This is a genomic window from Rhodanobacter sp. L36, assembly GCF_009765755.1.
Taxonomy (GTDB): domain Bacteria; phylum Pseudomonadota; class Gammaproteobacteria; order Xanthomonadales; family Rhodanobacteraceae; genus Rhodanobacter.
The window spans coordinates 759,118-785,424 of sequence record NZ_LMUV01000011.1 but is presented as its reverse complement, the minus strand read 5'-3'; the positions used below and the strand labels follow the sequence as shown (position 1 = coordinate 785,424).

General features: G+C 62.3%; 17 protein-coding genes. 5 read left to right on the top strand and 12 right to left on the bottom strand.

What is annotated here, in order from left to right:
- The 3 genes from GSQ73_RS13215 to GSQ73_RS13205 form a co-directional block, all read right to left on the bottom strand.
- A partial coding sequence (locus tag GSQ73_RS13215) for a GH92 family glycosyl hydrolase (RefSeq protein ID WP_158886475.1) occupies positions 1–1,826 on the bottom strand: 1,826 nt, incomplete at its 3' end.
- Positions 1,827–1,878: 52 nt separating this feature from the next.
- Positions 1,879–3,315 (bottom strand): glycoside hydrolase family 125 protein, encoded by a 1,437-nt coding sequence (locus tag GSQ73_RS13210; RefSeq protein WP_158884719.1) that lies wholly within the window; start codon positions 3,313–3,315, stop codon positions 1,879–1,881.
- Positions 3,312–6,029: a glycoside hydrolase family 2 protein gene (locus GSQ73_RS13205; protein ID WP_254063406.1), complete on the bottom strand. Its 2,718-nt coding sequence runs from the start codon at positions 6,027–6,029 to the stop codon at positions 3,312–3,314. The genes GSQ73_RS13210 and GSQ73_RS13205 overlap by 4 nt, the downstream gene beginning before the upstream one ends.
- 185 nt (positions 6,030–6,214) lie before the next feature.
- On the opposite strand from GSQ73_RS13205, the gene GSQ73_RS13200 reads away from it, so the two are divergent.
- Positions 6,215–7,216 carry an NAD(P)H-quinone oxidoreductase gene (locus GSQ73_RS13200; RefSeq protein WP_158886471.1) on the top strand — a complete coding sequence of 334 codons (1,002 nt, stop codon included), beginning with the start codon at positions 6,215–6,217 and terminating at the stop codon, positions 7,214–7,216.
- A 12-nt stretch (positions 7,217–7,228) separates the two neighbouring features.
- On the opposite strand, the gene GSQ73_RS13195 is transcribed toward GSQ73_RS13200, so the two are convergent.
- Genes GSQ73_RS13195 through GSQ73_RS13185 form a run of 3 tightly spaced genes read right to left on the bottom strand, consistent with a single transcriptional unit; the run spans position 7,229 to position 11,430 of the window.
- Positions 7,229–8,419, bottom strand: a complete 1,191-nt coding sequence (locus GSQ73_RS13195) for a hypothetical protein (protein WP_158884717.1) — start codon at positions 8,417–8,419, stop codon at positions 7,229–7,231.
- The gene (locus tag GSQ73_RS13190; RefSeq protein ID WP_216844780.1) at positions 8,416–10,770 is read right to left on the bottom strand and encodes an EAL domain-containing protein; all 2,355 of its coding nucleotides are present in this window, start codon (positions 10,768–10,770) and stop codon (positions 8,416–8,418) included. Before GSQ73_RS13190 ends, GSQ73_RS13195 begins: the two co-directional genes overlap by 4 nt.
- Before the next feature lie 6 nt (positions 10,771–10,776).
- The gene (locus GSQ73_RS13185) at positions 10,777–11,430 is read right to left on the bottom strand and encodes a hypothetical protein (protein ID WP_158884713.1); all 654 of its coding nucleotides are present in this window, start codon (positions 11,428–11,430) and stop codon (positions 10,777–10,779) included.
- A 149-nt stretch (positions 11,431–11,579) separates the two neighbouring features.
- On the opposite strand from GSQ73_RS13185, the gene GSQ73_RS13180 reads away from it, so the two are divergent.
- Positions 11,580–12,503, top strand: coding sequence for an MBL fold metallo-hydrolase (locus GSQ73_RS13180; protein WP_158884711.1), 924 nt, complete (start codon positions 11,580–11,582; stop codon positions 12,501–12,503).
- On the opposite strand, the gene bla is transcribed toward GSQ73_RS13180, so the two are convergent.
- The 5 genes from bla to pbpC form a co-directional block, all read right to left on the bottom strand.
- Positions 12,466–13,398, bottom strand: a complete 933-nt coding sequence (gene bla / locus GSQ73_RS13175; protein ID WP_158884709.1) for a subclass B3 metallo-beta-lactamase — start codon at positions 13,396–13,398, stop codon at positions 12,466–12,468. The two genes, GSQ73_RS13180 and bla, sit on opposite strands and share 38 nt — an antisense overlap.
- Before the next feature lie 93 nt (positions 13,399–13,491).
- Entirely contained in the window at positions 13,492–13,935 is a 444-nt protein-coding gene (locus GSQ73_RS13170) for a GNAT family N-acetyltransferase (protein WP_158884707.1), read from the bottom strand.
- Positions 13,935–14,279 carry a tRNA-binding protein gene (locus GSQ73_RS13165; protein ID WP_158884705.1) on the bottom strand — a complete coding sequence of 115 codons (345 nt, stop codon included), beginning with the start codon at positions 14,277–14,279 and terminating at the stop codon, positions 13,935–13,937. The genes GSQ73_RS13170 and GSQ73_RS13165 overlap by 1 nt, the downstream gene beginning before the upstream one ends.
- On the bottom strand, positions 14,276–15,565 hold the full coding sequence (locus GSQ73_RS13160; RefSeq protein WP_158884703.1) for an FAD-binding oxidoreductase: 1,290 nt from the start codon (positions 15,563–15,565) through the stop codon (positions 14,276–14,278). Before GSQ73_RS13160 ends, GSQ73_RS13165 begins: the two co-directional genes overlap by 4 nt.
- Positions 15,566–15,649: 84 nt before the next feature.
- Entirely contained in the window at positions 15,650–18,049 is a 2,400-nt protein-coding gene (gene pbpC, locus GSQ73_RS13155; RefSeq protein ID WP_158884701.1) for a penicillin-binding protein 1C, read from the bottom strand.
- 107 nt (positions 18,050–18,156) lie between these two features.
- Between pbpC and GSQ73_RS13150 the strand changes: the two genes are divergently transcribed.
- The 3 genes from GSQ73_RS13150 to GSQ73_RS13140 are packed head-to-tail and all read left to right on the top strand — an operon-like array spanning position 18,157 to position 20,044.
- Complete coding sequence (locus GSQ73_RS13150) at positions 18,157–18,699, top strand: cytochrome b (RefSeq protein WP_158884699.1); 543 nt, start codon at positions 18,157–18,159, stop codon at positions 18,697–18,699.
- 21 nt (positions 18,700–18,720) lie between these two features.
- Complete coding sequence (locus GSQ73_RS13145) at positions 18,721–19,275, top strand: sigma-70 family RNA polymerase sigma factor (RefSeq protein ID WP_158884697.1); 555 nt, start codon at positions 18,721–18,723, stop codon at positions 19,273–19,275.
- The gene (locus tag GSQ73_RS13140; protein WP_158884695.1) at positions 19,265–20,044 is read left to right on the top strand and encodes a zf-HC2 domain-containing protein; all 780 of its coding nucleotides are present in this window, start codon (positions 19,265–19,267) and stop codon (positions 20,042–20,044) included. The genes GSQ73_RS13145 and GSQ73_RS13140 overlap by 11 nt, the downstream gene beginning before the upstream one ends.
- A gap of 75 nt (positions 20,045–20,119) precedes the next feature.
- Here the strand turns inward: GSQ73_RS13140 and GSQ73_RS13135 are convergent, their stop codons facing one another.
- Entirely contained in the window at positions 20,120–26,218 is a 6,099-nt protein-coding gene (locus tag GSQ73_RS13135) for an MG2 domain-containing protein (protein ID WP_158884693.1), read from the bottom strand.
- Positions 26,219–26,307 lie beyond the last annotated feature (89 nt).

Genomic DNA, 26,307 nt, shown 5'->3' with positions numbered 1-26,307 from the left:
AGGTCGTGCTGGTTGAGGAACGTCGCCTGCCACGAGTTGGACTCGGTGAAGTCGCGCCACTTGTCCGAGTGACCCATGCTGCGCGGATCGAACGGTTCGAGCCACTTTCCGTTCTCGCCACGCGGGCGCACGAACGTGAGTTTGCGATCGAACACATTGCGATAGTTGCGCGAGCGCTGGCGCAGCTTCTCTGCGTCGTCGTGCGCGCCTGCGGCGTCCGCCATGTGCGCCATGGCCCAGTCGTCGTACGCATATTCCAGCGTCTTGCTGACGGCTTCGTCTTCCTTGTCGCTGGGGATGTAACCGAGCTTGCGATAGTTGGCCAGGCCGCGGAAATCGGCATCCATCGCGTGCTTGCGATACAGCGGCCAGGCCTTCGCATAATCGATGCCGGTGAAACCCTTGGCCTGCGCCTCGGCGATAACGACCGCCGAGTGATAGCCGATCATGCATTGCGTCTCGACACCTTGCAGCGGCCACACCGGCGGGCCATCCGGACTTTCCGCCGCCATGCGCACGAGGCCGTTGACGAGGTCGGGCACGCGATGCGATTGGTACAACGTCAGCAACGGATGTTGCGCGCGATAGGTGTCCCACAACGAATAGGTGCTGTAGTTGTTGGAACCTTGCGGTAGCTGATGTACGGCCAGATCCATGCCGCGATAGCGACCATCCACATCGCTGAACAAGGTCGGAGCGATCATTGTGTGATACAGCGAGGTGTAGAAGATGCGTTTGGTCGCGTCGGAACCGGCGTCGATGCGGATGCGCGACAGCTCGCCTTCCCACGCTGCCTGTGCCGTCTGCCGAACGTGTTCGAAATCCCACGCCGGGATTTCGCTTTCGAGGTTGCGCAACGCACCTTCGACATCCACGCCGGAAATGCCGACTTTCACCAGCAGCGGCGCGCTCGATGCGTCGTCGACATGTAGCGCAGCTTTCAGATGCGCGCCTTTCGCGCTGTTCGCGCCTGTGGGCAACGCCACGTCCTCGGAATACAACGTCGCGCGCGCGATCGGGCGCGACAATTTCATCGCGAAATAAATGTGTCGGCCATTCGCCCATTGATGCACGCGTCGCGTGCCGACCAGCGTGTCGTCGCCGATTAGCTTCAGCTCCGCATCGGTCACCTTGCATGGCTCATTCGCACGGTCGTGAAAGCCATGCGCGAGATCGACCAGGAGGTGGCCCGAGCCCTTGCCGTGGAAGGTATAGCGATGCAGACCCGCGCGCAGTGTCGCCGTCAGTTCAGCGAGGATGTCGTGATCCGCAAGGTGCACTTGGTAATAACCGGGTTGCGCTTGTTCGTGGTCGTAGCGCGAACGATAGCCGTGGCCAGGCGGCGAATTATTGTTCGCCGCCAGCTGCGTACCGTCGTCGATGCTGCCGTCGTGACGCGAACGGTAATTGTGGTCTGGCCGGCCGGTGCCGGGCTGCAGTAGCACTTCGCCTTGTGCCGGCATCACCAGCACGTCGAGCATGTCGCTGGCGCCCGTTCCGCTCAGGTGCGTGTGCGAAAAACCCATGATCGAACCGTCGCCCTGGTGATAACCCGCGCATGCATCCCAGCCGGAATCATGCGTGTCGGGGCTGAGCTGTACCATGCCGAACGGCATCGTCGCGCCGGGGAATACGTGACCGTGTCCGCCGGTGCCGATGAATACGTCAACGTATTTTGAAACGGCCGCGGCAACGCTGCTTGACGATGCATTGCCACCAAGCGCCGCACCACTGCCTTTGGGCGCGAGCGCCGCGAGCGAATCGAGTCCGCTGCCCAACAACGTCAATGCAGCAGCGCCTTGCAGGAAACGTCGGCGTGTCACCATGGTGCGTTCTCCGGTACTTGAACAAAGTGCGTGTGGATAGTGGTTTGCATCGTCATGCCCTGCGCAGCAGTGCCGGCCGTTGCGCCGCAAGCTGCACGATCATTTCGCCGAACAGCGTATTGGCCCAGGCGAACCAGGGACGCGTGAACTTCGACGCGTCGTCCTGATCGAAAGCCTCGTGCATGAAGCCGGTGCCGGCATGCGTGGTCTTCAGCCACTGCAGGCACTGGCGGATGTCGCCATCGTTGTCGCTGGTCAGCGCGCGCATGATGATCGACATCGGCCAGATCATGCGCAGGCCTTCGTGCGGCCCGCCGATACCTTGCGCGATTTTTCCGCTGAAGAAATACGGGTTCTGCGTGCTCCACGCGCGCTCACGCGTGCGCAGGTAGCGCGGGTCATCGGCAGCGCAGCACTTCAGGTACGCCAGACTCGACAGGCCCGGCGCGTTGGCGTCGTCCATGAACAACTGGTTGCCATAGCCGTCCACTTCATAGGCCCAGATCTCGCGACCTTGTTCGTCGTGCATGACGGCATGGTGCTGCAGCGCCTGCTCGATCTCGTCGGCGAGCGCGTTGCACTCGGCCGCAAATTTGCGGTCGTCGTGCAGCGCCACGGTCAACGTGGCAAGTTCGCGCAGGGTACTTACCGCGAACAGATTGCCGGGAATGAAAAACGGGTAAATGCAGGCATCATCGGACGGTCGGAACATCGCGTGGATCATGCCGACCGGCCGCGTTGGATTGCCGTAGCCGCCGAGAAACTGGGTGTCGGTCGGGATCGCCGATGGGCGCTGAAAATGATACGGACCCGGGCCATCCTTGCGCTGCTGTGCGCGGAATGTCGCGAGCACTGCATGCATGGCGGCGCGCCAGTCGTCGTCGAACGGCTGCCGGTCGCGGGTGGCTTTCCAGTACGCATGGGCGAGCCGGATCGGATAGCACAGCGAATCGATTTCCCATTTGCGCTCGGCGACGCCGGGACGCATGTCGGTGAGGTCCTGCTGCGCCCAGGTCAACGTGCTCTTTGCGCGCGGATCAGGCATGAACGCGTTGGCGTAAGGATCGATCGAGATGCACGACGTGTGGCGATGGATCAATCCGCGAAACATCCGTCGCAGCGATTCGTCATGCGTAGCCAGCGACACGTACGGCCACACTTGCGCGGACGAATCGCGCATCCACATCGCGTCGATATCGCCGGTGACGATGAACGTATCCGGCTTGCCGTGCAGCATGCCGGTGTGCACTGTGGTATCGAGCGTGTTCGGAAAACAGTTCTCGAACAACCACGCCAGCTCGGGATCGCCGATGCCGGCCTTGGTGCGCGCGATCAAGGCTTCTACCGCAGGACTGACGAACTTTCGCTGCGCCAGCGGCGGTCGCTTGCTGACAAATCCACTCGCGGCCCACGCCAGCGGCATGCGTCCGAGCATGCCGCCACCTGCGGCCACGGCCATGCCTTTCAATACGCTGCGTCTCGATGTCATGGTGTTGCATCCTTCGACTTGGTTGCGCCGAACAGCGAACGCACGTGCAAGGCTTTCCGCAGTGCGTCGATATCGGTGCTACCGGTTACTTTCAGTTCGACGCTTTCGCCCGGCAGTAGATCGAACGCGTTATCCGGTACTTGCACATCGAGCGAACCGAAGTCGATCCACACTTCACGGGCGAAGCGTTTGGCGCGGACGGTCACCACCATGTCGCTGCCTCGCTCGTTGATTTGCGCGTCGAGACCGGGATCGGGTAATTGCAGCGACAGCGCAGGCTCGAAGAACAGCTGCTGACGAGATACCGATTTGCCCTGCGCCATCACATCGAACACGGCGAACGTTCGATGCGGATCGGCGTCGCGCAACAACGCCGCGTCGCTCGACTGCGTCACACGCACGCTGCTCAACGCAGCCACGTTCAACGGGACACTGTGGTCGCTGAGCACCTTGCCATCCACGTCCATCACGCGTGTGCGCAACTGTGCATCGAACGGTTCGGTGCGATCGGAAATGACCGAGACATCCGTATGACTGTCCTGCCGGATCGCGGCGACGCGCACTGGTGCATAGAAGCGCCTCGCGTGGAACTGCAACGCCTTCCATCGTCCGAAGTAATCGACGCTGGACCACGATGCACCTGGCCATACATCGTTGAGCTGCCAGTACAGCGAGCCCATGTTCTGCGGCCGCGAACTGCGCAGGTGATCGGAGGCCAGCTCGATGCCTTCGGCCTGCATCACCTGGCTGAGATACACGAAGGATTCGAAATCCTTCGGCTCGCCGTAATACTTGCGGATGTACAGCAACAGCCGCTGATTGCCGTTGCCGCTGTCGAATTTCTGGTGTGCGCGCATGACTGGCGAGTCGGCCGACATATCCTCCGGTGCGGCGAAAGCGTGAATGGTCGACATCACCGGCATCGACTGCAACCCGAATTCGGACTGGAAGCGCGGCGTGCTTTTCAGATAGTCCTCGATCGGCGCAGAACCGGACCAGACATCCCACACGTGCATGTCGCCGTCGCCCGGAACATTCGACGGCCCTTCGAAATCCGTGCTCGGCGAACTGGCCCAGTAAGGCACGTCGGGCGAATATTTTCTGACCACGCCACGCAGCGTTTCGCCGAACAGGGTTTTCATGCCGCCTTCGACACGTGCGCGTTCCACCGGCCCAACATCGATGGCGAACTTCTTGCGGTCGTCCCAGGATTCCCAGCTCGTCTGCACTTCGTTGTTGCCGCACCAGAGCACGATGCTCGGATGATCGCGCAGGCGCAGCACCTGATCGACGGCTTCGAGCCGCGTGTTCTCGCGAAACGCGGCGTCGTACGGTGTGATGGCGCCGCCGAACATGAACTCCTGCCAGATCATCAGGCCAAGTTTGTCGGCCATCGCATAGAACGCATCGCTCTGATAATGCCCGCCGCCCCACATGCGCAGCATGTTCATGTTGGCGTCGCGCGCGGATCGCAAAATTTGCAGCATGCGCGCGTCGGTGACACGTTCGGGAAAACTGTCGAACGGAATCAGGTTGGCACCCTTGGCGAAGATCGGCACCCCGTTGACGACGAATTCGAAACTGCGTCCCCAATGGTCGCGCTGCCGACGCAGCTCCACGCTGCGCAAACCTGTATCGCGATCGATGCTCGCGATCGTCTGTCCGCTGGATACGACGATGGCGTGGAAGTGATACATGTTCGGTGCGCCATAACCGACCGGCCACCAGCGTTGCGGGTGATCGATGTGCAACGGCAGATCGATCTGGTTGTCGCCCGCCTTCAGCGATGCGTTCTGGCTTGCGTCGTGATGGCTGCCGTCCGGCGCGGTCCAGGTCAGTTGTATCTGCGCCTTCGACGGGTGATCAGCACGGATCGCGAACTGCGCCTGCAACTGCGCGACATCGGCATCGACATGTTGCTGCGCGACGTGGAAATCCGTCAGGCGCAGGTCGTCCCAGCTTTCCAGGTGCGCCGGCTGCCAGATGCCTTCGGTGAGGTAGCGCGGACCCCAGTCCCAGCCATATTGATAGTTGGCCTTGCGCACGTAATTGGACGTCTGTTTGCCTTTCGGCTCATCGCCGAATGTCGAATCGAATTCGCCGGGCAACGCGTACGGCTGCTTGAGCAGCCACGGTTGCAGTCGCGCGATCGGCGAATGCAAGGTGACTTGCAGCGTATTGCTTCCCGCATGAAGTACCTGGCGCACCGGCACGCGCCAGCGCCGGAACATGTTGTCCGCGGCGAGCAGCGGATAATCGTTGAGCGATACGTCGGCAAAGGTATCCAGCCCGTCGAGCACCAGATCGACATGGCCGTGCCGCAAGGTCGCCGCATCCACGTCGAATGCCAGCTCGTACTGCCAGTCGGCCAAGCCGATCCACTGCAGGCTGGCCTCGTTGTCGCGATAGAACGGGTCGGCGATCAGCCCGGCAGACAGCAGATCCGTTTGGGCACTTCCCGGAATGTGTGCGTCGTGCCAGGCCGCCGCTGCAGGATGCGCCTTCGTGGCCGACGAACCCGGCAGCAGCCGGAAACGCCAGCCATCCGTCAGCGGATGCATCGTGGTCGCGGCCATCGCGTTCGTTGCAGTGACTCCGACGAGCAGAAGGCACAGATACAGACCGATGCAGCGCATCGTCGGGCCACCGATGCCCGACAACCGTCGGCCGACCTTCCACATCCGCTGCTTCATCGTGCCTGCGTCGTCTTTCATGGAGAGATGAATCGCCCGCCGGAGGAAATTGGATCGATCCAAAGGTATACGCGTTCGAGCTTCGGGTAAACCATCGGCGCAGCAATTTGGGCGCTCTGTCGCTCGACGATCTCATACGGCGCGCAAACGCCCGGCGTGGCATGGTTCGGGTTTCCCACCGAAACCGGATCATCGCCATGCCCATGATGCAGGTCATTGAAATCAGCCATCCCGGCGCACCGGACGTGCTGCAGCTGGCCGAGCGCCCGATGCCAACGCCGGGGCCGGGCGAAGTGCTGATCAAGGTTGCTGCGGCAGGCGTCAACCGGCCGGATGTTTTCCAGCGCAAGGGAAACTATCCGCCACCACCGGGTGCGTCGGATCTGCCGGGACTGGAAGTTTCCGGCACGCTGGTCGAAGGCGATGTCGATCACGACAACCCGTTCGCCCTGAAACGTGGCGACAGCGTCTGCGCGTTGCTGGCCGGCGGCGGTTATGCGGAGTACGCGGTCGCGCCATTGTCGCAGTGTCTGCCTTCGCCGAAAAATTTTTCAATGATCGAGGCCGCAGCGCTGCCTGAAAACTATTTCACGGTGTGGAGCAATTTGTTCGAGCGCGGCCAGCTCGGCCATGGCGAAGGCGGCCCGTGCGAAAGCGTGTTGGTTCAAGGCGGATCAAGCGGTATTGGCGTCACCGCGATCCAGCTTGCGCACGCATTCGGTCAACGCATTTTCGCCACGGCCGGCAATGCGGAGAAATGTACCGCGTGTGAAAAACTCGGCGCCGACATCGCGATCAACTACCGCGAGCAGGATTTCGTCGACGTGGTGAAGCAGAACACCGGTGGTCGCGGCGTCGACGTCATTCTCGACATGGTCGCGGGCGATTACATTCCGCGCGAGCTCGACACGCTGGCCGAGGGCGGCCGGCTGGTGATCATCGCCACGCTGGGCGGCAGCAAGGCGACCATCGATGCATCGCTGCTTATGCGGCGGCGCATCGTGGTCACGGGTTCGACGCTGCGTGCGCGATCCATTGCCTTCAAGGGCACGCTCGCGCGTCAGCTGCACGAAAAAGTCTGGCCATTGCTTGAGGCCGGCAAGGTAAGACCGGTCATCCACGACGTGTTCCCGGCGGCACAAGCGGCCAGGGCGCATGCGTTGATGGAAAGCAGCGAACACATCGGCAAGATCATGTTGCAGTGGTGAGCGCGCAGGCGATCAGTAAAGCAGTCGCACGCTCAACTGCATCTGCGTGAAATCAGCCTTGGGCGACAGCCCCGCATCTGCGCGCTGCGTGCGGGTGCTGTCGATGCGCAGCAGCTCGGCGGTGAATCGCAGCCAGTCGTGTGGTCGCCAGTTGAGCGCAGCGGTGATCGCGTTGCCGTGCTCCCCTTCAACAACACCTGCCTCATAACCCGTGTCGCGCGTGCTGAAATGCTCGACGCGCAACGCGGGACGCCACTGGCCGAGGTTCCATCCGGCCAGCAGGAATGCCGAGCGAAAGCCGGTGGTGAAGCGCGTGTCGTCGAACGGCTCGACCGCCGTGCTGCCCTGCATGGCCTGCGCAATCCACGTGATCGGTCCCGTATCCGTGGTGGCGCCCAGACTCCAGAAATGCGTGCGCCAGGCGAAGACGCCGCTAGCCGTGTGCGCATCCGGATACGCGCGGTTGTCGTAACGCATCAGGTTGATGCTGCCGATGCCTGTGGCATGCCAGCGCAAGTCGCCGTACCAGCCCGTGCGATCGCCGATTTTCTGGAACGGGTCGTAGCGTGCCGTCGGTTCGCTTTCGATATCGGGTTCGCGCAAACGGCTACCCAGGCCGTAGGTGAGATCGCTCAGCGACCAGCCGCGTGCCGAAAGAATGTTGCCGGCCGGATCGTTGCGCTGGAACAACGCCGTGCGCAATTCGAATGTATGGATATCGCCACGCCACTCCAGTCGCCCTTCCGCGCCGAACACTCGAAGTTCTTCGCCGACCCAGCTGTTGATCGCCGAGGGCGTCAGCGTCCATGGACTGGTCCAGCCGACGGCGTTGTTTTCCAGCGAAATAGGCGGAAAGAATTCGCCGGCCTGCAGCGTCCAGCGCCAGCGCGAAAGCGATACCGGACGGTAGCGCAGATACGCTTCGAGCACGTCCACGGTAGCGCGATCGGTGTTCTGGAATTGCACATCGCCGAAGGCCAGCAATGCGGGCGTGATCTGCGCCGTTCCGACGACGGCTGCTCCGCCGAATTTGGTTTGCACGCCGCCATCGCCGTAGCGGGTCTTGCCCAGTCCACCCTGTGTCCAGCTGGTTTCGTCGGGTGCTGAAACGAGTCGACCGTCCGCATACGCGTGCAGCGAGAAATCCTGCGCCGATGCGGCGTTGACCATCAACAAACCGGCCAGGCATGCGCAACGCTTCACGGCGGCGTTTCCACGATGGCATTGTCGTGCGTCGTGACGAAATCCGTGAACGCATCGGCCGTGATGGCTCTCGAAATGAAATAGCCCTGCGCGTGATCGCAACCGATCGACGCGAGGTAATCCAGCGCGCCTTCGTCCTCCACGCCCTCGGCGGTGACGCGATAGCCGAGCCGATGGCCGAGGTCGACAATCGAGCGCACGATGATCTGGTCATTGGCGTCGGTGGCCAGATGCTTGATGAACATCTGGTCGATCTTCAGCTCGCTGACCGGCAAGTGTCGCAGGTACGCGAATGTGGACTGGCCCACCCCGAAATCGTCAATGGCGATGCCGATGCCCTGTTCCGCCAACCGGCGCAGGATGCGTATCGCCGCATCCGGTTCACCCATCACCGCGCGCTCGGTCACTTCCACCGTCAACGCCGTGGCCGGTACGTGATGCACGGCGAGCAAGCCGGTGATCCTTGATGGCAGTTCCGTGTCTTCGAGATCGCGCGTCGACAGATTCACCGCGATGTTCAACGGCAAACCGAGCGCGCGCCAGCGACGCAGTTGCGCCAGCGCGCTGGACAACGCCCAGCGGCTGACGCGATGGATGTTGCCGGTGTCCTCGGCCATGCCGATGAACTCGTCCGGCGGCACCCAGCCGCGGCGCGGATGGTTCCAGCGCAGCAACGCCTCAGCGCCATCGATGCGGCGATGGCCCAAGTCGAGTTTGGGTTGGTAATGCAGTTCGAGCGCATCGCGATCGAGTGCGTCGCGCAAATCGCCCATCAGCGACAGTCGCTCCGGTCGATGCGGATCGGTCGAGACGTCGTAGAAATTCAGCGCGCTGGCCGAGCCGCTGGCGGCGAACTGCGCCACTTCCGCATGACGCAGCAATGTGCCCGCCTGCGAGCCATCGTCAGGCGCTGTCGCCACGCCGATCGATGGCAACTGATCGATGCTCAGGTCGGTTTCCTGATACGGCTCGTTCAACACATCCAGCACGCGCAACGCGACCGCCGTGGCTTCCGGCTGGCGCGCATGCATCAACCACAGCAGAAACTGCGAATCGCTGATCCGCGCGAGATACGCATCGGTGGCGACGCGACGAATGCGCTCGCTGGCGTCGCGCATCAGGCGATCGCACAGCGCGTGCCCCATCGTCTTGATGATGTCCGGCACGCGCGTCAGCCCAACCACCAGCAAAGCGCCGGACGTGATCTCCTGCCTGCCCAGCATCTCGTCGATGGCCGCTTCCGCAGCCACGCGATTGGGCAGGTCGGTGATGGCATCGTGCATAGCCTGATGGCGGATGCGCAGTTCGCGTTGGTGCACCGCTTCGCTCATGGTGCCGAACGCATTCGCGAGCTGGCCGATCTCGTCGTTGCGCTGCGTGGTCTGCGGCGCGCGGTAATCACCAGCGCCGACGCGTCGCACCGCGGCGGCCAATGTTTCGATCGGTCGCGACACGCTGCGCGCCGTGAGCCACGCGCCGAGCAGACCAACGATCAATCCGAGCCCGAGTAGCGTGGCCCACGCGATGGCGACGGAGCGGTAGGGGCGCAGCGCCGCGTCCAGCGAATAGCCCAGCACCGCCACCACGGGCGTGCCGCGCTCGGGTTGCTTCAACTGCTGGGCGAGCACCATGTATTCCTTGCTGTCCACGCTGGTCAGCAACGGCGTCCATGGCAACGCCCGATGCGATTTGTTCAGCCCGTTCACCAGCGCGGATTGCCCATCGCCGCGCGCGACCACCGACCATGTTCCAGGCGTCCATTGGGCGGCCAGTTCGATATCGCGCGGCAACGTGGAAAGCCGCTGCATGTGCGCCAGCCGCGCGTTGTCGAGCGGCACGTTGACCACCACCAGGCCGACTGGCTGCGGTGCGTAGATCGGCACCACCACCATCCACGACGCCCTTCCATCCTGCGCGACCACCGCAGCCGTGCGATGGTCGAACGCACTGGCGACGAGGTCGGTAAACGGAAACGGTATCGCCGTCGCTTTCGCATTGCCGGTATCGACCGCGACTTTGCCATCCAGATCCACCAGCCGCATACGCGATGCGCCGACGCGTCGACCGCCATTGCGCAGCACCGAAAATACCGTGCCGCGATCATGCCCGGCGATGGCGGAGCGCAATGCGTAATCCAGCGAAAGCACTTCGACGTTGCCGGCGATACGCGCGGAAATATCGTCCATCTGGGTCGTGAACGCCTGGGCATTCGTCACCAGTTGCCGTTCGCCTTCGGCGACCAGCGCGCGCCGCGTCACCTCGTACACCAGACCCGCAGTCAGCAATTGCACCGCGACCAGCGTGGCCACGAAAAACAGTGCAAGACGAAGACGGAAGCCCATGAATCGCATGCGCCCTCAGTAGTCCAGATGCTCGCGATCCATGAACATCCGCGGATCGGGAATCAGCGAAAGGTCGATGGCCACGTGCTGGACGTCCACATCGCTGGCGATGATCACCGCGCGTGTCGTCTCGGATTTCCCCGGATGAAGTTGCGGGTGCCAGATGTGCATCGTGTAACGGCCTGCGGCCAGATGATCAAGCGTTGCCATGCCACCGTGCGTCGACATCGCGATGGCCGGCGCATCCGACACGAACAGGTAGGTGATCATGTGGTCGTGAATGTTGCAGCCGACTGCGGCGATGCCCGTGTTGACCACGGTCATGGCGGGTGAACTTTCGCCAGGGCTGAGCACAAACTCGAATGCTTTCACTTTCGAGAACGAATAAACGTGGTGACGCGTGCTGTCGCTGTTGCGGAAAACCACCTTGTCGCCCGGACGCATCACCTGCACGTAGGGAATGAACACCTCGTCTTTCTGGTCCACGACATGGGTAGCCGGTGGCGGCGCGTTTGCCGCACGGTCGACGGTGCCATCGGGCGTCAGCGTGATCACTGCATCATCGACACCGTGGCCATGGCCATCGGTGAGATGAACATCGACTTTCGCGGCCCACGCAGGCGATGCGCAGCCGAACAGGACGCACGCCATCACGGCTAGCCGTTGCATTCGTTGTTCCCCTGTTTCCCCAACCCCGTGGCTAGCCTACCTCAGATTCGCTGGTCATCGAAGAAGGCGCATGGCCGTCTTCACATGCTGTGAAAGTCCAGGCAAAGGCGGTTTGCTACCCTCGCCGGATCGACGCAGACGAGAGCGGCATGGAACACGAACATGGCATCCACACCATCGACACCGGGTTCGTGCGGCCGGGTTTCGATGCGGCTTATCTGATCGTCGAGAACGGTCGCGGCGCGTTCGTCGATTGCGGCACGCGTTTCTCGATTCCGCGCATGCTGGAGGCGCTGCGTACGACCGGTCTTTCGATCAACGATGTGGACTGGCTGATCCTCACGCATGTGCATCTGGACCACGCCGGCGGCGCGGGCGAGTTGATCGCTCACCTGCCGAACGCGCGCCTGCTGGTGCATCCGCGCGGCGCGCGCCACATGATCAATCCATCGGTGCTTTGGGCCGGCGCGAGCGCCGTCTACGGCGAGAAGATCATGCGCGAAACTTACGGCGAACTGAGGCCGGTGGATGCCGCCCGCGTGGTCGAGGCCGCCGATGGTCACATCGTGAATCTGGGCGACCGGTCATTGCTTTGCATCGACACGCCCGGCCACGCGAAACATCACCTCACGGTATACGACGAACGCGCGAGCGCGTGTTTCACCGGCGACGTGTTCGGCCTTTCTTACCGCGAACTCGATACGGCCAACGGGCCTTTCATTTTGCCCACGACATCACCGGTGCAGTTCGATCCCGATGCGTTGCATGCGTCGATCGAGCGCCTGGTCGCATTGAAGCCTGAGTGGATGTATCTCACTCACTACGACCGCGTCGGCAACGCGGAAAAGCTGGCCGTAGATCTGCATGATCAGATCGACGCGATGACGACGCTGGCGCTCGCCGCGAAACATGACGCCCATCGTCACGAGGCGCTCGTCGAGGCGTTGACCGACCTGTACGCCCGGCGCGCCGCTGCGCACGGATGCCGGCATAGCCGCGATGAGTTGATCGAGCTGCTCGGCATGGACATCGAACTCAACGCGCAAGGCCTCGAGGTGTGGCTGGGGCGCTGAACAACGTTCGTCGCCACGGCTTGGTTTTGTTCTCCTGCGCGAGCCGTGCATTCAGCCGCACCAAGCCATTCGCTGCATACGCCGCGCATGCATGCCTGTCGATCAGTGGATCAGGTCGCGTGCCCTTGTCACGCAGCGCAACCTTGTCCATGAAATCGCTGGCGTCGGGATGCGGTGTAATAAGCACGTCGCATGGCAACGCGGCAATGGTGGCAAGCGAACGGCGGAAATCCTCGACGCGATGCGGATGCGTCGCGTCGTAGGTATAGCGAAAACCATCGCGACTGATCGCGCTGACGCTATCGACATAGGCGATCGCGTGGCAGCGATTTCCTTCACACGCATTCCATGTCCATGATGTGCTTCCCGGTGTGTGGCCTGGCGTGTAGTGGGCCACGATGGTCAGGTCCGCGACGTGCAAGGTCTCGCCGTCTGCGACCACATGAACATGGGAAAGCGGCGGATAAGTCGGCGCCAGTCCGAACTGTGGATCTTCGGGATCGGCGCCGCCGAGCTCCAATGCCTTCGCGCCTGCAGCGCTGGCGTAGACCGTGGCGCCGCTGTCTTTCGCCAGGGCCGCGATGGCGCCGGCGTGATCGGAATGCGCGTGCGAGTTGAGAATCGCGCGGATGTCCTGCACGCGAAAACCCAGCGCGCGAATGTTCGCCTCGATCTGCGCCGCATTTTTTTCCAGCGTGCCGTCGATCAGCACGTGGCCGTGCGGCGAAGTGATCAGCACCGCGGACAAACCCTGCGTACCGACGTACCAGGTGTTCGCATCGATGCGAAACGGTTGCCGCGGTTTGCTCCAGTCGGAAGGTTGATCCGCTGCAATGGCACTGAAGACTGCGACGATAAATAAAGCGCCGAGCGTGGTTCTGATGGATGGTTTCATGGCGGCTCCTGATGGGGGACGCCATGATGCGAAGAGACGCCGACGCGCGCGTGGCTCGGACATGGCGATTTCAGGGCAAGGCCACGCGCGAAATCATGCGGTCGTGTCGAGCGCCTTGTGATAGACGTGCTGCGTCTTGCGCCGCACATAGCCAAGGCGTTCGTAGAACGGATGCGAAGCGTCGCGTGCGATGTTGGAACGCACCGTGATCGTGTCCAAGCCGAGAGATCGCGCCCATCGTTCGGCTTCTCCCACAAGCAGGCGACCGACGCCACCCTGACGTGCTGAAGCACTCACCACGAGGCCAACGATTTCCACGCGTTCGCCGGACTCCAGCGTCAGCCGATGCTCGATGGCTATCCAGCCGAACAATGCATCACCGCCATCGAACACGACGACGCGATGCGCGGGCATCGTCAGGATGCATGAAAGCCGCGACGCCATATCCGAGGCGACCGCGGGATAGCACAGCTCGCTGGCGAGACGTGCGATTTCCGCGGCATCGTCGATGCGCGCCGGTCGCAAATGGCCGTCCATCACGCGAGCCTCGCGCCATTGGGTACGGGTCGTTCGATCGCGGTAATCACCACGCCTTCATCGGTGTGAAATCCGGTCAGCAGGAATTGCGAACGAAACGGACCGATCTGCTTTTCCGGAAAATTGATCACGCCGACGATCTGCCGGCCGACCAGCGCACCGGCGTCGTACAAAGCGGCGATCTGCGCGCTGGTTTTCCTTTCGCCGTACGGGCCGAAATCCGCCCACACTTTCCATGCCGGCTTGCGCGCTTCGGGAAACGCTTCCACGCGCGTCACCGTGCCGGCGACGATCAATACTTTTTCGAAATCGGCCCAGCTGATCTCGTTCGATATCTCGCTCATCCTTCCAGCCTCGTCTTCAACCAGTCGTTGCCTTGCTGCCACCAGTAATGCGCCTGCGCGCCTGCATAACCGAATGGCCGGAATGCATTGTCCAAACCGTAGTCGGCGAATTGCTTCCAGCGGTCATCGCCTTCGGCAATCGCCGCCGCCACCAGTTCACCCGCGGCGCAAGTTGGCGCAAGGCCGTGACCACCGAACGCCTGCGCCCACCAGAGTCCATTGCCATCGCTGCCGATCTGCGGCATCTGATGACGCGCGTAACTCATCAGCCCCGACCATGCGTAATCGACCTTGATGCCTTTCAACTGCGGAAACACCCGCAACAAATCCCTGGTGAGCAATCGCTGCACCGCACTCGCCGAGCGATTCAGCACGGAGATGCGACCGCCCCACAGCAGCCGCGTATCCGGCAAGGGTCGGTAATAGTCGAAAGCGAAGCGGCTGTCGTAGACGGCGGCGCGCGTGTGCAGGCATTCGTCCATGCGCTCGTACAACGGCTCGGTGACCATCACGTAAGTCGCGATCGGCAGGATCGCGCGATCGATCGGTTTCTGCAGGCCGGCGAGATAACCGCCACAGGCGAGCACGACCTGATCGGCAAGCACGTCGCCTTGTGCAGTACGCAATCGCCATTGCAGACCTTCGCGCGACATGCTTTGCACGCCGCTGTTTTCGTGGATGCGCACGCCCTGATGACTTGCTGCGTCCGCCAAACCGATCGCGTAATTCAATGGATGCAGATGCAGCGCGTCGGGTTCGTAAAGTCCATCGTGATAGCGCTCGCTGCGGATGCGTTGGCGTAACTCGGCCTGCGGCAACCATTGCCATTCGACGCCGTAATGTTCAGCCAACAATTGTTGGCGTTGGCGCAACACCGCCGGGTCTCGAAACCAGTTCGCCCAGATCACACCCTTGTCGGCCATGTCGCACGGTATTGCGTGATCGACGACGCGCTGGCGAATGCGTTGCACGGCGGCCGTGGTCAGGTCGAACAAGGCGCGCGCGCGCGGCTCGCCGAGTTGCCGCAGCATCGATTGTTCGCCGAGCGAATAACCGGCGAACACAAAGCCACCGTTGCGACCGGAAGCGCCGAAGCCGATTTCTTCTCGCTCCAGCAACACCACGTCGCGCACGCCACGTTCGGCAAGACCCATTGCCGTGTTCAAGCCTGCAAAGCCACCGCCCACGATGGCCACGCGCGCATGGCTGCTGCCTTGCAACGGCGCATACGCAGCGTAAGGCGTTGCCGTCGCCCGGTAGTAGGACAGGTGCCTGGAGGCTGGCATGGGATCAAACACCTTGGTGGATGGTGTCGAGACCGCGAGCATAGCGCAGCGTTCCCGGCTCGATGCGCACGCTGCCTGTCACCTCTACTCGACCAGGCTCACGCCGAGCGGCCGTTGATCGTTGCGGCCGTGATCGTCGACGACGCGCACGTTGTAACTGCCGGCGGTTTGCGGTTGCCAAAACAGCGAGTCACCCGGCGCACTTCGCCCGACGTACGCGTCGTTGACGAACCAGTACAGCGTGTGTGCGTCGGCGTCGGTGGTTGCGGTGAAGGCGATGCGTTCCTGTCCGAGTCGAGTCAGCCGTATCGCGTAAGTCGTTCCGCGCAGTGGCGAGGTGATCTGCGGCGCATCGCCATCGGGTGCGCCGGCGTTGCTGCAATCCGGATTCTGCGGTGGCTTGCGGCGCGGAATGCCGGCTTGCGCAAACACGTGTTGCAAATCGGACGGCCAGAATTCGTAGACCTCCACATGCGTTCGCTTGTTCGCATACGGCGGGCACGCCGGCTGGCCGGTGCTGTCGTCGATGACCACCGGCCGATGCACGTTGCTGACGCGTATCGGCGACTTGCCGGGAATGAACCAGGTCATGCCTTTCTGCGGACACCACTGATTCGGAAGGTCGCCGCTGGCGAGGCAGATTGACACGCGCTTGAGATTGGCCGGCATGTGCCGAATCGGTTCGGCAAGCTGCGGACGTTCGGCGTGCAACGCGTCGATGATCTGGAAAAACAATGGCGCGGCGGCATCCACGCCGACGAACGCCGGGTTGCCGGTGCTGTCGAAATTGCCGATCCAGACGACCAGCACGTAAGGCCCGAAACTGCCTGCGGTCCACGCATCGCGGAACGCCCATGACGTGCCGGTTTTCCAGTACACCGGCAGATGCGAAGGTTGTGCGCCGGTGGTTTCGTCCGGGCGCGGATTCTGCCGAAGCATGTCCATCACCATGAAGCTCGCTTCGTCGCTGAGCATGCGCGTGCCGTCGGACGGCGGATCGCTGGCGAGCAGACGCAGCGGTTTCAATTCACCACGATTGGCCAGCATCGCGTAGAGCCCGCCAAGTTCCTGCATGGTGACTTCGCCGCCGCCGAGCACGAGCGCCAGGCCGTAATGTTTTTCGCTCGCCATGCGGCTGATGCCAGCGTCGTGCAGGAACTGGTAAAGGCTCGGCTGCTTCAGCTGCGACGCCACCCAGACGGCGGGAATATTTCGACTGCGGATCAACGCATCCGTCGCGGTGATCGGACCGAGGAAATGGCCGTCGAAATTTTCCGGCGTGTAGGGACCGAACGACGTCGGCACATCGCGCAGCACCGTCTGCGGATGCAGCACGCCCTGATCGAAACCGAGCGCGTAGATGAAAGGCTTGAGCGTCGAACCCGGCGAGCGTTTCGCCAGCGTGCCGTTGACCTGGCCCTGGATCGAACGGTCGAAATAATTCGCCGAGCCGACCATCGCCTTGACGCCCATGTCGCGCGTGTCGATGAGGATTGCCGCGGCGTTGTGGAAACCACGCGACTGATTGCCGGCGATGTAGTGCGTCAGCTGTCGCTCCACCGTGTGCTGCAGATCGAGATCGATCGTGGTGGTCACGCGCGAATCCTCACCGCCGCCTTCGATCTGTCGCGTCATCAGCACCTGCTCGACGGCGTGCGGTGCTTCGAACGGCAATTGCGACAGAGGTCGAAGATTCAAAGGCAACGCGAACAGCGGTTTCATCGACGCATCGCGCGGATGACCTTGCAACCAGTGCGCGTAGAGACGATTTCGCGAAGCTGCCAGTCGCGGGCTGATCAGGTTCGGCGCATCGGTGCTCGATCCTTGCAGATGTCGCGTCGGGTCCTGCGGAATCACCGCGAGCGTAAGCGCCTCGGGCAAACTCAGGTTGGTCGCCGACTTGTTGAAGTAGGCGAGGCTCGCCGCGCCGACGCCTTCGACATTGCGACCGTACGGCGCATCATTGAGATACGCCTCGAGAATGTCGCGTTTGGAGTAAAACAGTTCCAGCTGCACCGCGCGCGCGATCTGTTGCAGCTTGCCCAACGGCGAACGCGTGTTGAGTTTCCACATCAGCCGCGCGAGCTGCATGGTGATGGTCGAACCACCCTGCGGATTGCCGTGACGCACGTAAGTGATCCACGCGCCGCGCGCCAAACCATAGACGTTGAACCCCGGATGCCAGCGAAACCAGCGGTCCTCGTGCAGCAACACGCCATCAACCAGTTGCGGGGAAACATCCTGCATTGGAACCCACAGGCGATAGCGATCGTCACTGGCCAGCGTCAACCGCATCAGCCGTCCGTGGTCGTCGTAAACCGCGGTGGACGATGACTGCCAGTCGCGCAGAGGCGAGTGCGGCCACAGCCGACAGGCAAGCACCGCCAGCGCCAGCAACGCGAAACCCACCAACCAGTTCTGCCAGCGACGCACCCACGACGATGCAGGCTGCGCGACGCGTTGCAGTGACGAGAACAGGCTCATTCGGCGACCGCTCGCCTCGCAGAAAAACACGTCGGGAATAAAACCGCGGCCTGATTGATCTTGTAGTTCGGCCGCATCATTTCCGTTGCCGCACCTGCGAGGTTTTCATGTCCGTTCCGGTTCCTTCTTCCTACACCCGAGTCGCGATCACCATGCACTGGCTGATCGCCCTGCTCATCCTTCTCAACGTGGCGCTGGGCTTCTACATGGCGAGCTTTCCGAAAACAGCGCCGACACACGACCAGGCGCTGTTCTATCACGCTTCCATCGGCAGCTTGATCTTCATGCTGGCGATTGCGCGGCTCGGCTGGCGCCTCACACATCGCCCACCTGCCCTGCCCGCAACCATCGCGACATGGCAGCGGAGCATCGCTCACATCCTTCACTGGACGTTGTACGTGCTGATGCTGATCGTGCCACTTTCGGGCTATGTGCACCGGCTCGCCGGCGCACATGCGGTGAATTTCTTCGGGCTCGGAAACCTGCCCGTTTTCATCGGCAAGGATGAACCGCTGCGGCTGTTCACCCATGCGCTGCACGAGACGTTGGTCTGGGTACTGTGCGTGCTCGTGGTCGGCCATATCGGCGCGGCGTTGAAGCATCGGCTCATCGACCGTGATGGCGTGCTGCAGCGTATGCTGCGCCGATAACCAGCACACGATGCGGCGCGCATGAGTTCGATCATCGATCAAGGCTTCATCGACGATATGGCGTTGCGCCATCTCGATGCTGCCTACAATCTCGGTCGCTGGTTGCTCGGCAACGAACACGAGGCGACCGATGCCGTGCATGACGCCTACCTGCGCGCGGTGCGTGCCGCGACGACGTACGCCGGCGGCAATGAACGCGCGTGGTGGCTTGCCATCGTGCGCAACTGCTGCCTGGCGCGGCTGGCGACGCGCAACAAGACCAAGCGGGACATTGCGATCGACGATGCGCCGGCAACGGCCGAACGTTGGTTGCCGCGCAGCGAAGCGGACGATGTCGAAAATCGCATCGATAGCGCGCAGCGACAGAGCCTGGTCAACCGCCATTTGCAGGAGCTTCCGTTGAATTTCCGCGAGGTGTTGATCCTGCGCGAGATCGAGGAATTGTCGTATCGGGAAATCGCCGACGTGCTGGAGATGCCGATCGGCACCGTGATGTCGCGTCTCGCCCGCGGTCGCGCGCTGTTGCAAAAAGCCCTTGCCGAACACGCCACGAGTCAGGTTCCCCATGGACTGTAAAACCGCCAGTGAACTGCTGCCCTTGTACTTCGACGGCGAGCTCGATCGCGTGAGCAGCCGCGAACTGGAAGCACATCTCGATGGCTGTGCGGATTGTCGCGATGTACTGGTCGGACTCGATACCTTGCGCACCCGTTTGCGCGATGAAGCCTCGCGTCATGCGGCACCGGAGTTGCTGCGCGCACGCATTCGCAAGGATCTTGCCGCCCGTGCCGCGACAGCAGCGACTCCGACAGCAACCTTCCGCATGCCCCGTGCACGCTGGCTTGCGTTGGCGGCATCGTGGGTCATCATGTTCGCGGCGGGCAGCGTGTTCGTCCCCGCGTGGAATCAAGCAGGCGCCGCTGGCGATGCCCGTGATCAAGTCGCGCGCGACGTATTCGCCGGCCACTGGCGAGCGCTTGCCGCGAACTCGCCCTACGATGTTGTATCGACCGATCAGCACACGGTGAAGCCGTGGTTCGAAGGGAAGATCGCCGTCGCGCCCGCGGTGCAGGATTTTGCAGCACAGGGATTCGCGCTCGCGGGTGGACGCATCGATTACGTCGGCAGCGCGCGTGTGCCTGTACTGGTCTATCGGCATGGACACCACGTGATCGACGTGTTCGTGCTTTCGCAAAACGATGCTCCGCCGCAGGGAAAACGGATCGAGTCGCAGGGTTACGTGATGGAAACCGTGATGCTCGGAAGCCAGCCGGCGGCGATCGTCTCCGACATGGGCGATGTGGAACTCGCGCGTTTCGTGCAATTGCTTGGTTCGGCCAGATGAAATTTCACATCGCTGCGCGCTTTCAGTGATGCTGCCGCATCGCCCTCTTCCCGAAGAAAGAGGGCGACCTTTCCATCAAGGCTTGTTCACCACCATCAAGGTGCTGCCACCCGGCGAGCGCGCCTGGATCGCCCGGTCGTACATCGATTCGCCGTACGCCGGCGGCACGATGAACTTGCCGACGCTGTCCGCCTTGATGCGATAGACGAACTCGCGCACGTCCGGCGTGGCAGTGCCGTAGATCACGACGCGATCTTCGCGGATGTCGGCATAATCCGGCTGCCATGTGGACGTGGACAGGCCGATCGGCGAACGCCATGCCGTCGGCTTCACCGTGCTGTCGCCGCCGTCGTCGGTCTGCGCATCTGTCGATTGCTGGTCGGTCACCACCGGCGGCGGCTCGATCACCGGCTCGAATCCGCCCGGCAGGAGATCGACGATGGCCACGTTGCCCACGCCCTGATCACCGGTGGCGCGGATTTTCACATGGACGTCTATTTCCTCGCCGACGTTGATCGTGTCGAGCGTCTTGCCCTTGCTGTCGGTGTATTCGCGCACGATCTCGATGCCGTCCTTGATCGCCTTGTCCGGAGCGTTGCGGTCGTAACCGCCCTGGCTCGCCACATGCCAAGCCGCCACCGAACTGCCGTTGGTGAAGCGCAGACCGGTGGCTGGGCCGCCCCACGTTCCGGCCTGCACCAGGTTGCCCTGGATCGCGGCGATGGATTTGGCGCTGCCATCCGCATGCAGTTCGACGATGCCGAGCTTGTCGAGGTCGTGGGCGTTCTGCGCCGCATAGGCGTCGAGCGCCAGAACGGTCATCGACGATGACAGCGTGTTGAACTCGTTGTTCGCCAGCGGCCAGGCGATGTTTTCCATCACATGTGGTGACAAGGCCTTGGCGCGCTCCGGGAAATACTTCGACAGCAGATACAGAACGCTGGCATCGCGCGTCAGCGGATCGTAGTAATAGCTGTAGACATAGGTCTCCCTGGACAGCTTTCGTTCGAGCGCTTTCTGCGGACCGGCGATGAGCTGGTTGGCTTCCTTGTCCTGCTTGAGCAACTCATACGACGCCGCCAGCCACGCAGCGGCCAGATCGTTTTTCCAGTCGTTGGGGAACGCATCCTGCAGGCGCTTCTGCACCGCCGCCAGATCGTTGGTGGTGACATTGCCCTGGCGTGTCAGCAGGTAAACGGCATACGCGCGCTGACGCAGATCCTTCAGCGAATCGAGGCTCTCGTCGCTGGCCAGCTGATGCAGGTATTTGTTGCCTGCATCGAGCATGTCCTTCGGCACGGCGACGCCGCGATCGCGCGCCTCCAGCAGGAAATGCATCGCATAGGCGGAAACGAACGGTTCGGAATCGGGTGTCGCCGACCACACGCCAAAACCACCCTGCCCGTTCTGGCGCGAATGAAGCACGTCGAGGAAGTTCGACAGCGCCTGATCGTTGGTGATCTTCTTTTCGCTGAAGGCCGGTTGCAATGCATGCGCGAATACAGGGACCACCGGCCACTTGCCGACCACCAGCCGCGGCATCGCCTGGCTGATCAGCTGCTCGCTGCAGTAGTTCTGATAGTTCACCAGATACGCGGTGAGCCCTTGCGCCAGCACCACCGGCACGGTCGAGATGGCCGCGTCGCGCGATGCATACGCATCGTAGAGTTTGCGCAAATCTTTCAGATCGAGCTTGTCGCCTGCGTCGATGCGGCCGATGTCGACCTGCGTGCGATACGCCGACGCCGGGCGCACCGAAACATCCACGCCCTGCTTTGCCGATTTGCCCGCGTAGCCCGCGCTGAAAGCGAGGTTGCCCGAGCCAAGCACGTCGGTCGCCTTGACGTGGAACGTGGCCACGCCTTCGCGCATTTCGCCGAGCGAGATGCTTTGCGTCGCCGGTCCGACAACCTGCAGTTGCGGCCCTGTCTTGAGCGTGACGACGACAGGCACCTGCTTGCCATTGAGTCCTGTCAGGTTGTTGGCAACGCCGGTGCTGACTTCCGCTTCGTCACCGGGTGCCAGCGTGGTCGGCACGTTCGGCGACAGCACGAAATCGCCGCGCACGGTGGTCGAGCCTTCGAACGTGCCGATGCGCTCCGGCGACACGGACACCGCCATTACGCGCAGCTTGCCGTTGAAATAATCCGGCACGCTGTAGCTGAAATCTTTCTCGCCATCCACGTCGACGATGCCGGACCAGTACACCACCGGCTTGTCGCGCTTGCGCTTGAACGGATTCAGCTGGCGTCCGATGGCACCGTCGGCATCGCCACCGGGGGCGGCCATCGCCATCAGCTTTTCGAAGTCCGGCAGGATCAAATCGAGGATCTGCGAGGTGCCGACTTCCAGCATGCGCTTGCGGAAAAAGAACTTCAGCGGATCGCCCAGCTTGTAGCGCGCAACCTGCAGGATGCCTTCGTCCACCGCGAACACCACCGCCTTGGTCGGCTGCGTCGAATGCAGCCTGAAGGTGACGGTTTCGCCAGGCTTCGCTAGCGCGGGCGCATCGACCGTGATTGCGTTGCGCCGAGCATCGAGGTTCACCGAGAACGGCACCACGCCATAGCTCAGCGGACTCATGAACACTTCGTCGGACGATGGGTCGCGGATGTACTGCACATTGATGTAGCCGTTGCCCTCGAAATCCGCAGGCACGGTGATGTGCTGCACCGAACTGGTGGTATCGGCATGAAACCACGCGTGCGCATAGACCTTGTCGCGCTCGATGGTGATCAAACCACTGCCCGCGTATGGCGCACGAATGGCGATTTCGACCGGCTCGCCCTGCGCGTAATCCTGCTTGCTCAGGTTGAGCTGCAGCTCGGCGTTGCGATCCAGCGAGCGCGAGACGTTGGCATCGCCGGCTACTGCGTACTCGACGCGATTCACTTCGATGTGGTCGGTCGCGCGTCGGATCACCAACGCGTAATTGCCGGGTTTGTCGGTCGGCAACGGGTAATCCATGCCGGCTGCGGGAATCGCCAGCGGCTGCTCGCTGATCGGAATTTCCTTGAGCTTGGATTCGTATTTGTAGATGCCCGAATCCTGCTTGGTCAGCACCGATACAAAGCGACGCTCGATCAATTGTGACTTCAGCCCGCCGAGTGCAAAGGCCTTGGCCAGCGGATTGATCGCGACCAGATGCACGGTGCGCGGACTGCTGCGCGTGATGTAGTCGAGGCTGTCGACGGCCTTGTAGCCGACTAGCCAGTCATTGCTGGAAACCATTGTCTGCGCGGCCGCGGCCACACTGCGACCGCCCTCGGCCTCGTACGCCTTGCTGAGGAAATAAAGCTGGTACGTGGCGTCGGCGTACTTCTTCAGGTCGAAGTCGAATTCGGCGTGGCCTTTCTCGTCGGTCTGGCCGTCCTGCAAAGATTCTTCGTAACCATCCTTGGCGCGGCGCACGTCGTAGAAGTGATAGTCCGGCCAGCTGTGGAATGCCGGCCACGCGGGGCGCAAGGTCAGCGACGCTTCCACGCGGCGGGCTGCCGCCGGCGTGCCAAACAGGTTCATCACATCGACGAGGCCCTTGAGCTGATCGGGCTTCACCCAACCTTCGGGCGCCTGTTGCGAAAGCTTGGCTTCAACCTTCATGCGGTCGGGCAGGAATTCCTTCACCTGCACGCTGGTGCTACCGATCTGCGCGTCAGCCTTGCCGTCCTTGACGATGTAGAGGTTCACCGTCCACGTACCGGTGGGCGCCGTTTCAGCTGGCGTGTAATCGAGTTCGCCGAAGCCGGACGCATCCATCGTCAACGCCTGCTGTTTCACCGTGACGCCGCGCGGGTCGACAATTTCCGCCTGCAACGGAATGCCAGCTACGCTGCGCGACCAACTGGCCGCGCGCACGATCAGGCCGATGTGAAACAGATCGCCTGGCCGATAGATGCCGCGATCGGAAAACAGGTAACCCGAGAGCTGCCCCTGGTTCACTGCGTTGGGTTCGCCACCGATATCGAAACGCGAATAGTCGAGCTGGCGATCCGTGCCTGCGATCGGCAGGAATGAAAGATCGTCGCCCTTCTTCACCACGTACATCACCGGTTTCTTTTCGCGCTCCAGTCCCTTGAACGTCGGGAAGTGCACGACGCCATCGGAGGTGCTGGATTGCGTGTACAGCGTCTGGCCATTGACCGCCAGCACGGACACGCTCGCGCCGTCCACCGGTTGTCCGGTATGGATCGACTGCACGAACACGTCCTGGCTGCCATCGAGCGAACGCTTGACCAGCATGCCCAGATCGGTGACGACGATCAGCCGCGTATCGGTCGGCATCGGCGTGGACGACGAATCACCCTCGCTGCCTTCGCCTTCACCATCGCTCGAAGCATTGCTGCTTTCTGCATCGGACGAATCGTCAGCGGTTGCCATGTTGTCGACGCTGCTGTCCGCACTGGCGGGCTCGCCCGCGGCAGCAGGCGCGGTGCCTTCCAGTTCCTTTGCTTTCGCCTTGGCGGCAGCGGCTTTTTTCTTCGCTTCGGCGGCAGGGTCATAACCGGAAAGATGCAGCAGGAAAACGCCTCGCTTACCTTCCTTCAGATACTGGCCGAGGTCGACACCTTCGTAGTGCGCCTTGCCAGGTTCGCCTTTGGGAAACGCCTGCTTCTGCTGGAAGCGCTCGACGATGTGATCCTCGCTGAAGCCGTAGCTCAGCTCCGGATGCGTGTACGTGCCCTGGTTGAGGCTGACCAGGTGCTGCAGCTGATCGGGGAGCACGCGACCGATTTCCAGCTGCATGCCCGGCATGTTGCGCGAGACAACCGAAATGCGTTTGCTGCCGCTGAGCGACAGCAGCGAACCGTCGGCCATGAAGCGCAGCAGCTTCGGATAGTCCGGCACGGTGAAGGTTTGCGCCGTTGGCTTGCCCAGCACATAACCGCCAAACGATTTCAGCCCGGCGCCGACGCGCACGTAGATACGCTGGCCCGGCGTGGCGTGATACTTGAAGCTCTGCAGCTCCGCGAAGTCGTTCTCGGTGGGCACCAGTTCCAGCGGCAGCGCCTGCGATTGCCGAAGCACGGCCTCGCTGACTTCGGATACATCCCAGTCGTATGGCGTGTTGCTGTCGGACTGCTCTGCATCCACTTTGCGCGTGGGCAGAATCCACGCCTTGGTCAACGTCGCCAGCTCGCTGCCGCGCACGGTGCCGCTCACGTTCGTGACCAGCACCTGTTCGGGTTCGTACTTGTCGTTGTCGACAAGGGTCGGGCTGATGTCCTGGATCGCCAGACTGTAGAGGCCCGGCACGCCGACGGTGGTTTTCATGTCGTCGCGCGTTCCGTCGCCGCCGCGAGAGCTGCGCACACCGTCTTCGAGCTTGAGCAACACGGCACCGCTGTCGCGTGGCAAGGCCAGCGGCTGCGAATGGATCCAGGCGTTGAGCTTGAAAGCGTCGTATGTGACGGTGAATTTCAGAGGTGCGCCGAATTTTCCGTCCTTGTCGGCCAGTGCGAGTTCGACACGTTTTTCGAACTGCGCTGCATCGACCGGATAGTTGAAGTTGACCGGGACGATGGTTTTCTTGGCCGTCGCGTCCTGCGGGTCCTGATAGAACTCGCCTTTGCCGAAGATGGCCGCAAACTTCGGCATGTCGAACGACAACTGATCGTCCGCCATCAGTACGTGCGGCGCGAACGCCTGCGAGACGTCGAATTTCACGTTGACATGCGCACCGACGGGCCAGTCCTCCGCCGGCACGAAACGCAGGGTGTGATCATCAAGCCAGCTCCACTGGCCTTTCAGCGCGGGCTGCACCGTAATGCCCTTGCTGACGGGTTTGCCAACCAACTCGATCGGCGCCGCGGAACGCGAGAAATCCACTTGAAGCGGATGGATGGTGATCTTCGGATTGCCGCCCGGCTGTGCGACGTACTCGGTCAGTGCGGGCACCTTCGCTTCGAACGTGATGCGTTCGGGCTCGATCGGTTTCGGGCGATGCACGTACCACTGCCAGCCAAACCATCCGGCAGTCAGCACAACCAGCGCAGCAAGAAAGCCGACGGCAAATCGGCGCGGGCGACGTCGCACCGCTGCTCCGGTCGCGCGGGCCCACGCGGGTGCGGACCACGAAACATTGCCGACCAGCGGACGCAGTACCAGTCCGATCGATCGCAAGAGCCCGCGTACCAGGCGCACCGGCAACACAAGCAGAAACCGCAGCAGATCCATGATGCTCCCCGAGATATCCATAGACGGAAACGACAGCGTCGTTCCGGATGCAGACCACCGCAACACGAACCTGTGCAGGCTCGGCGGCG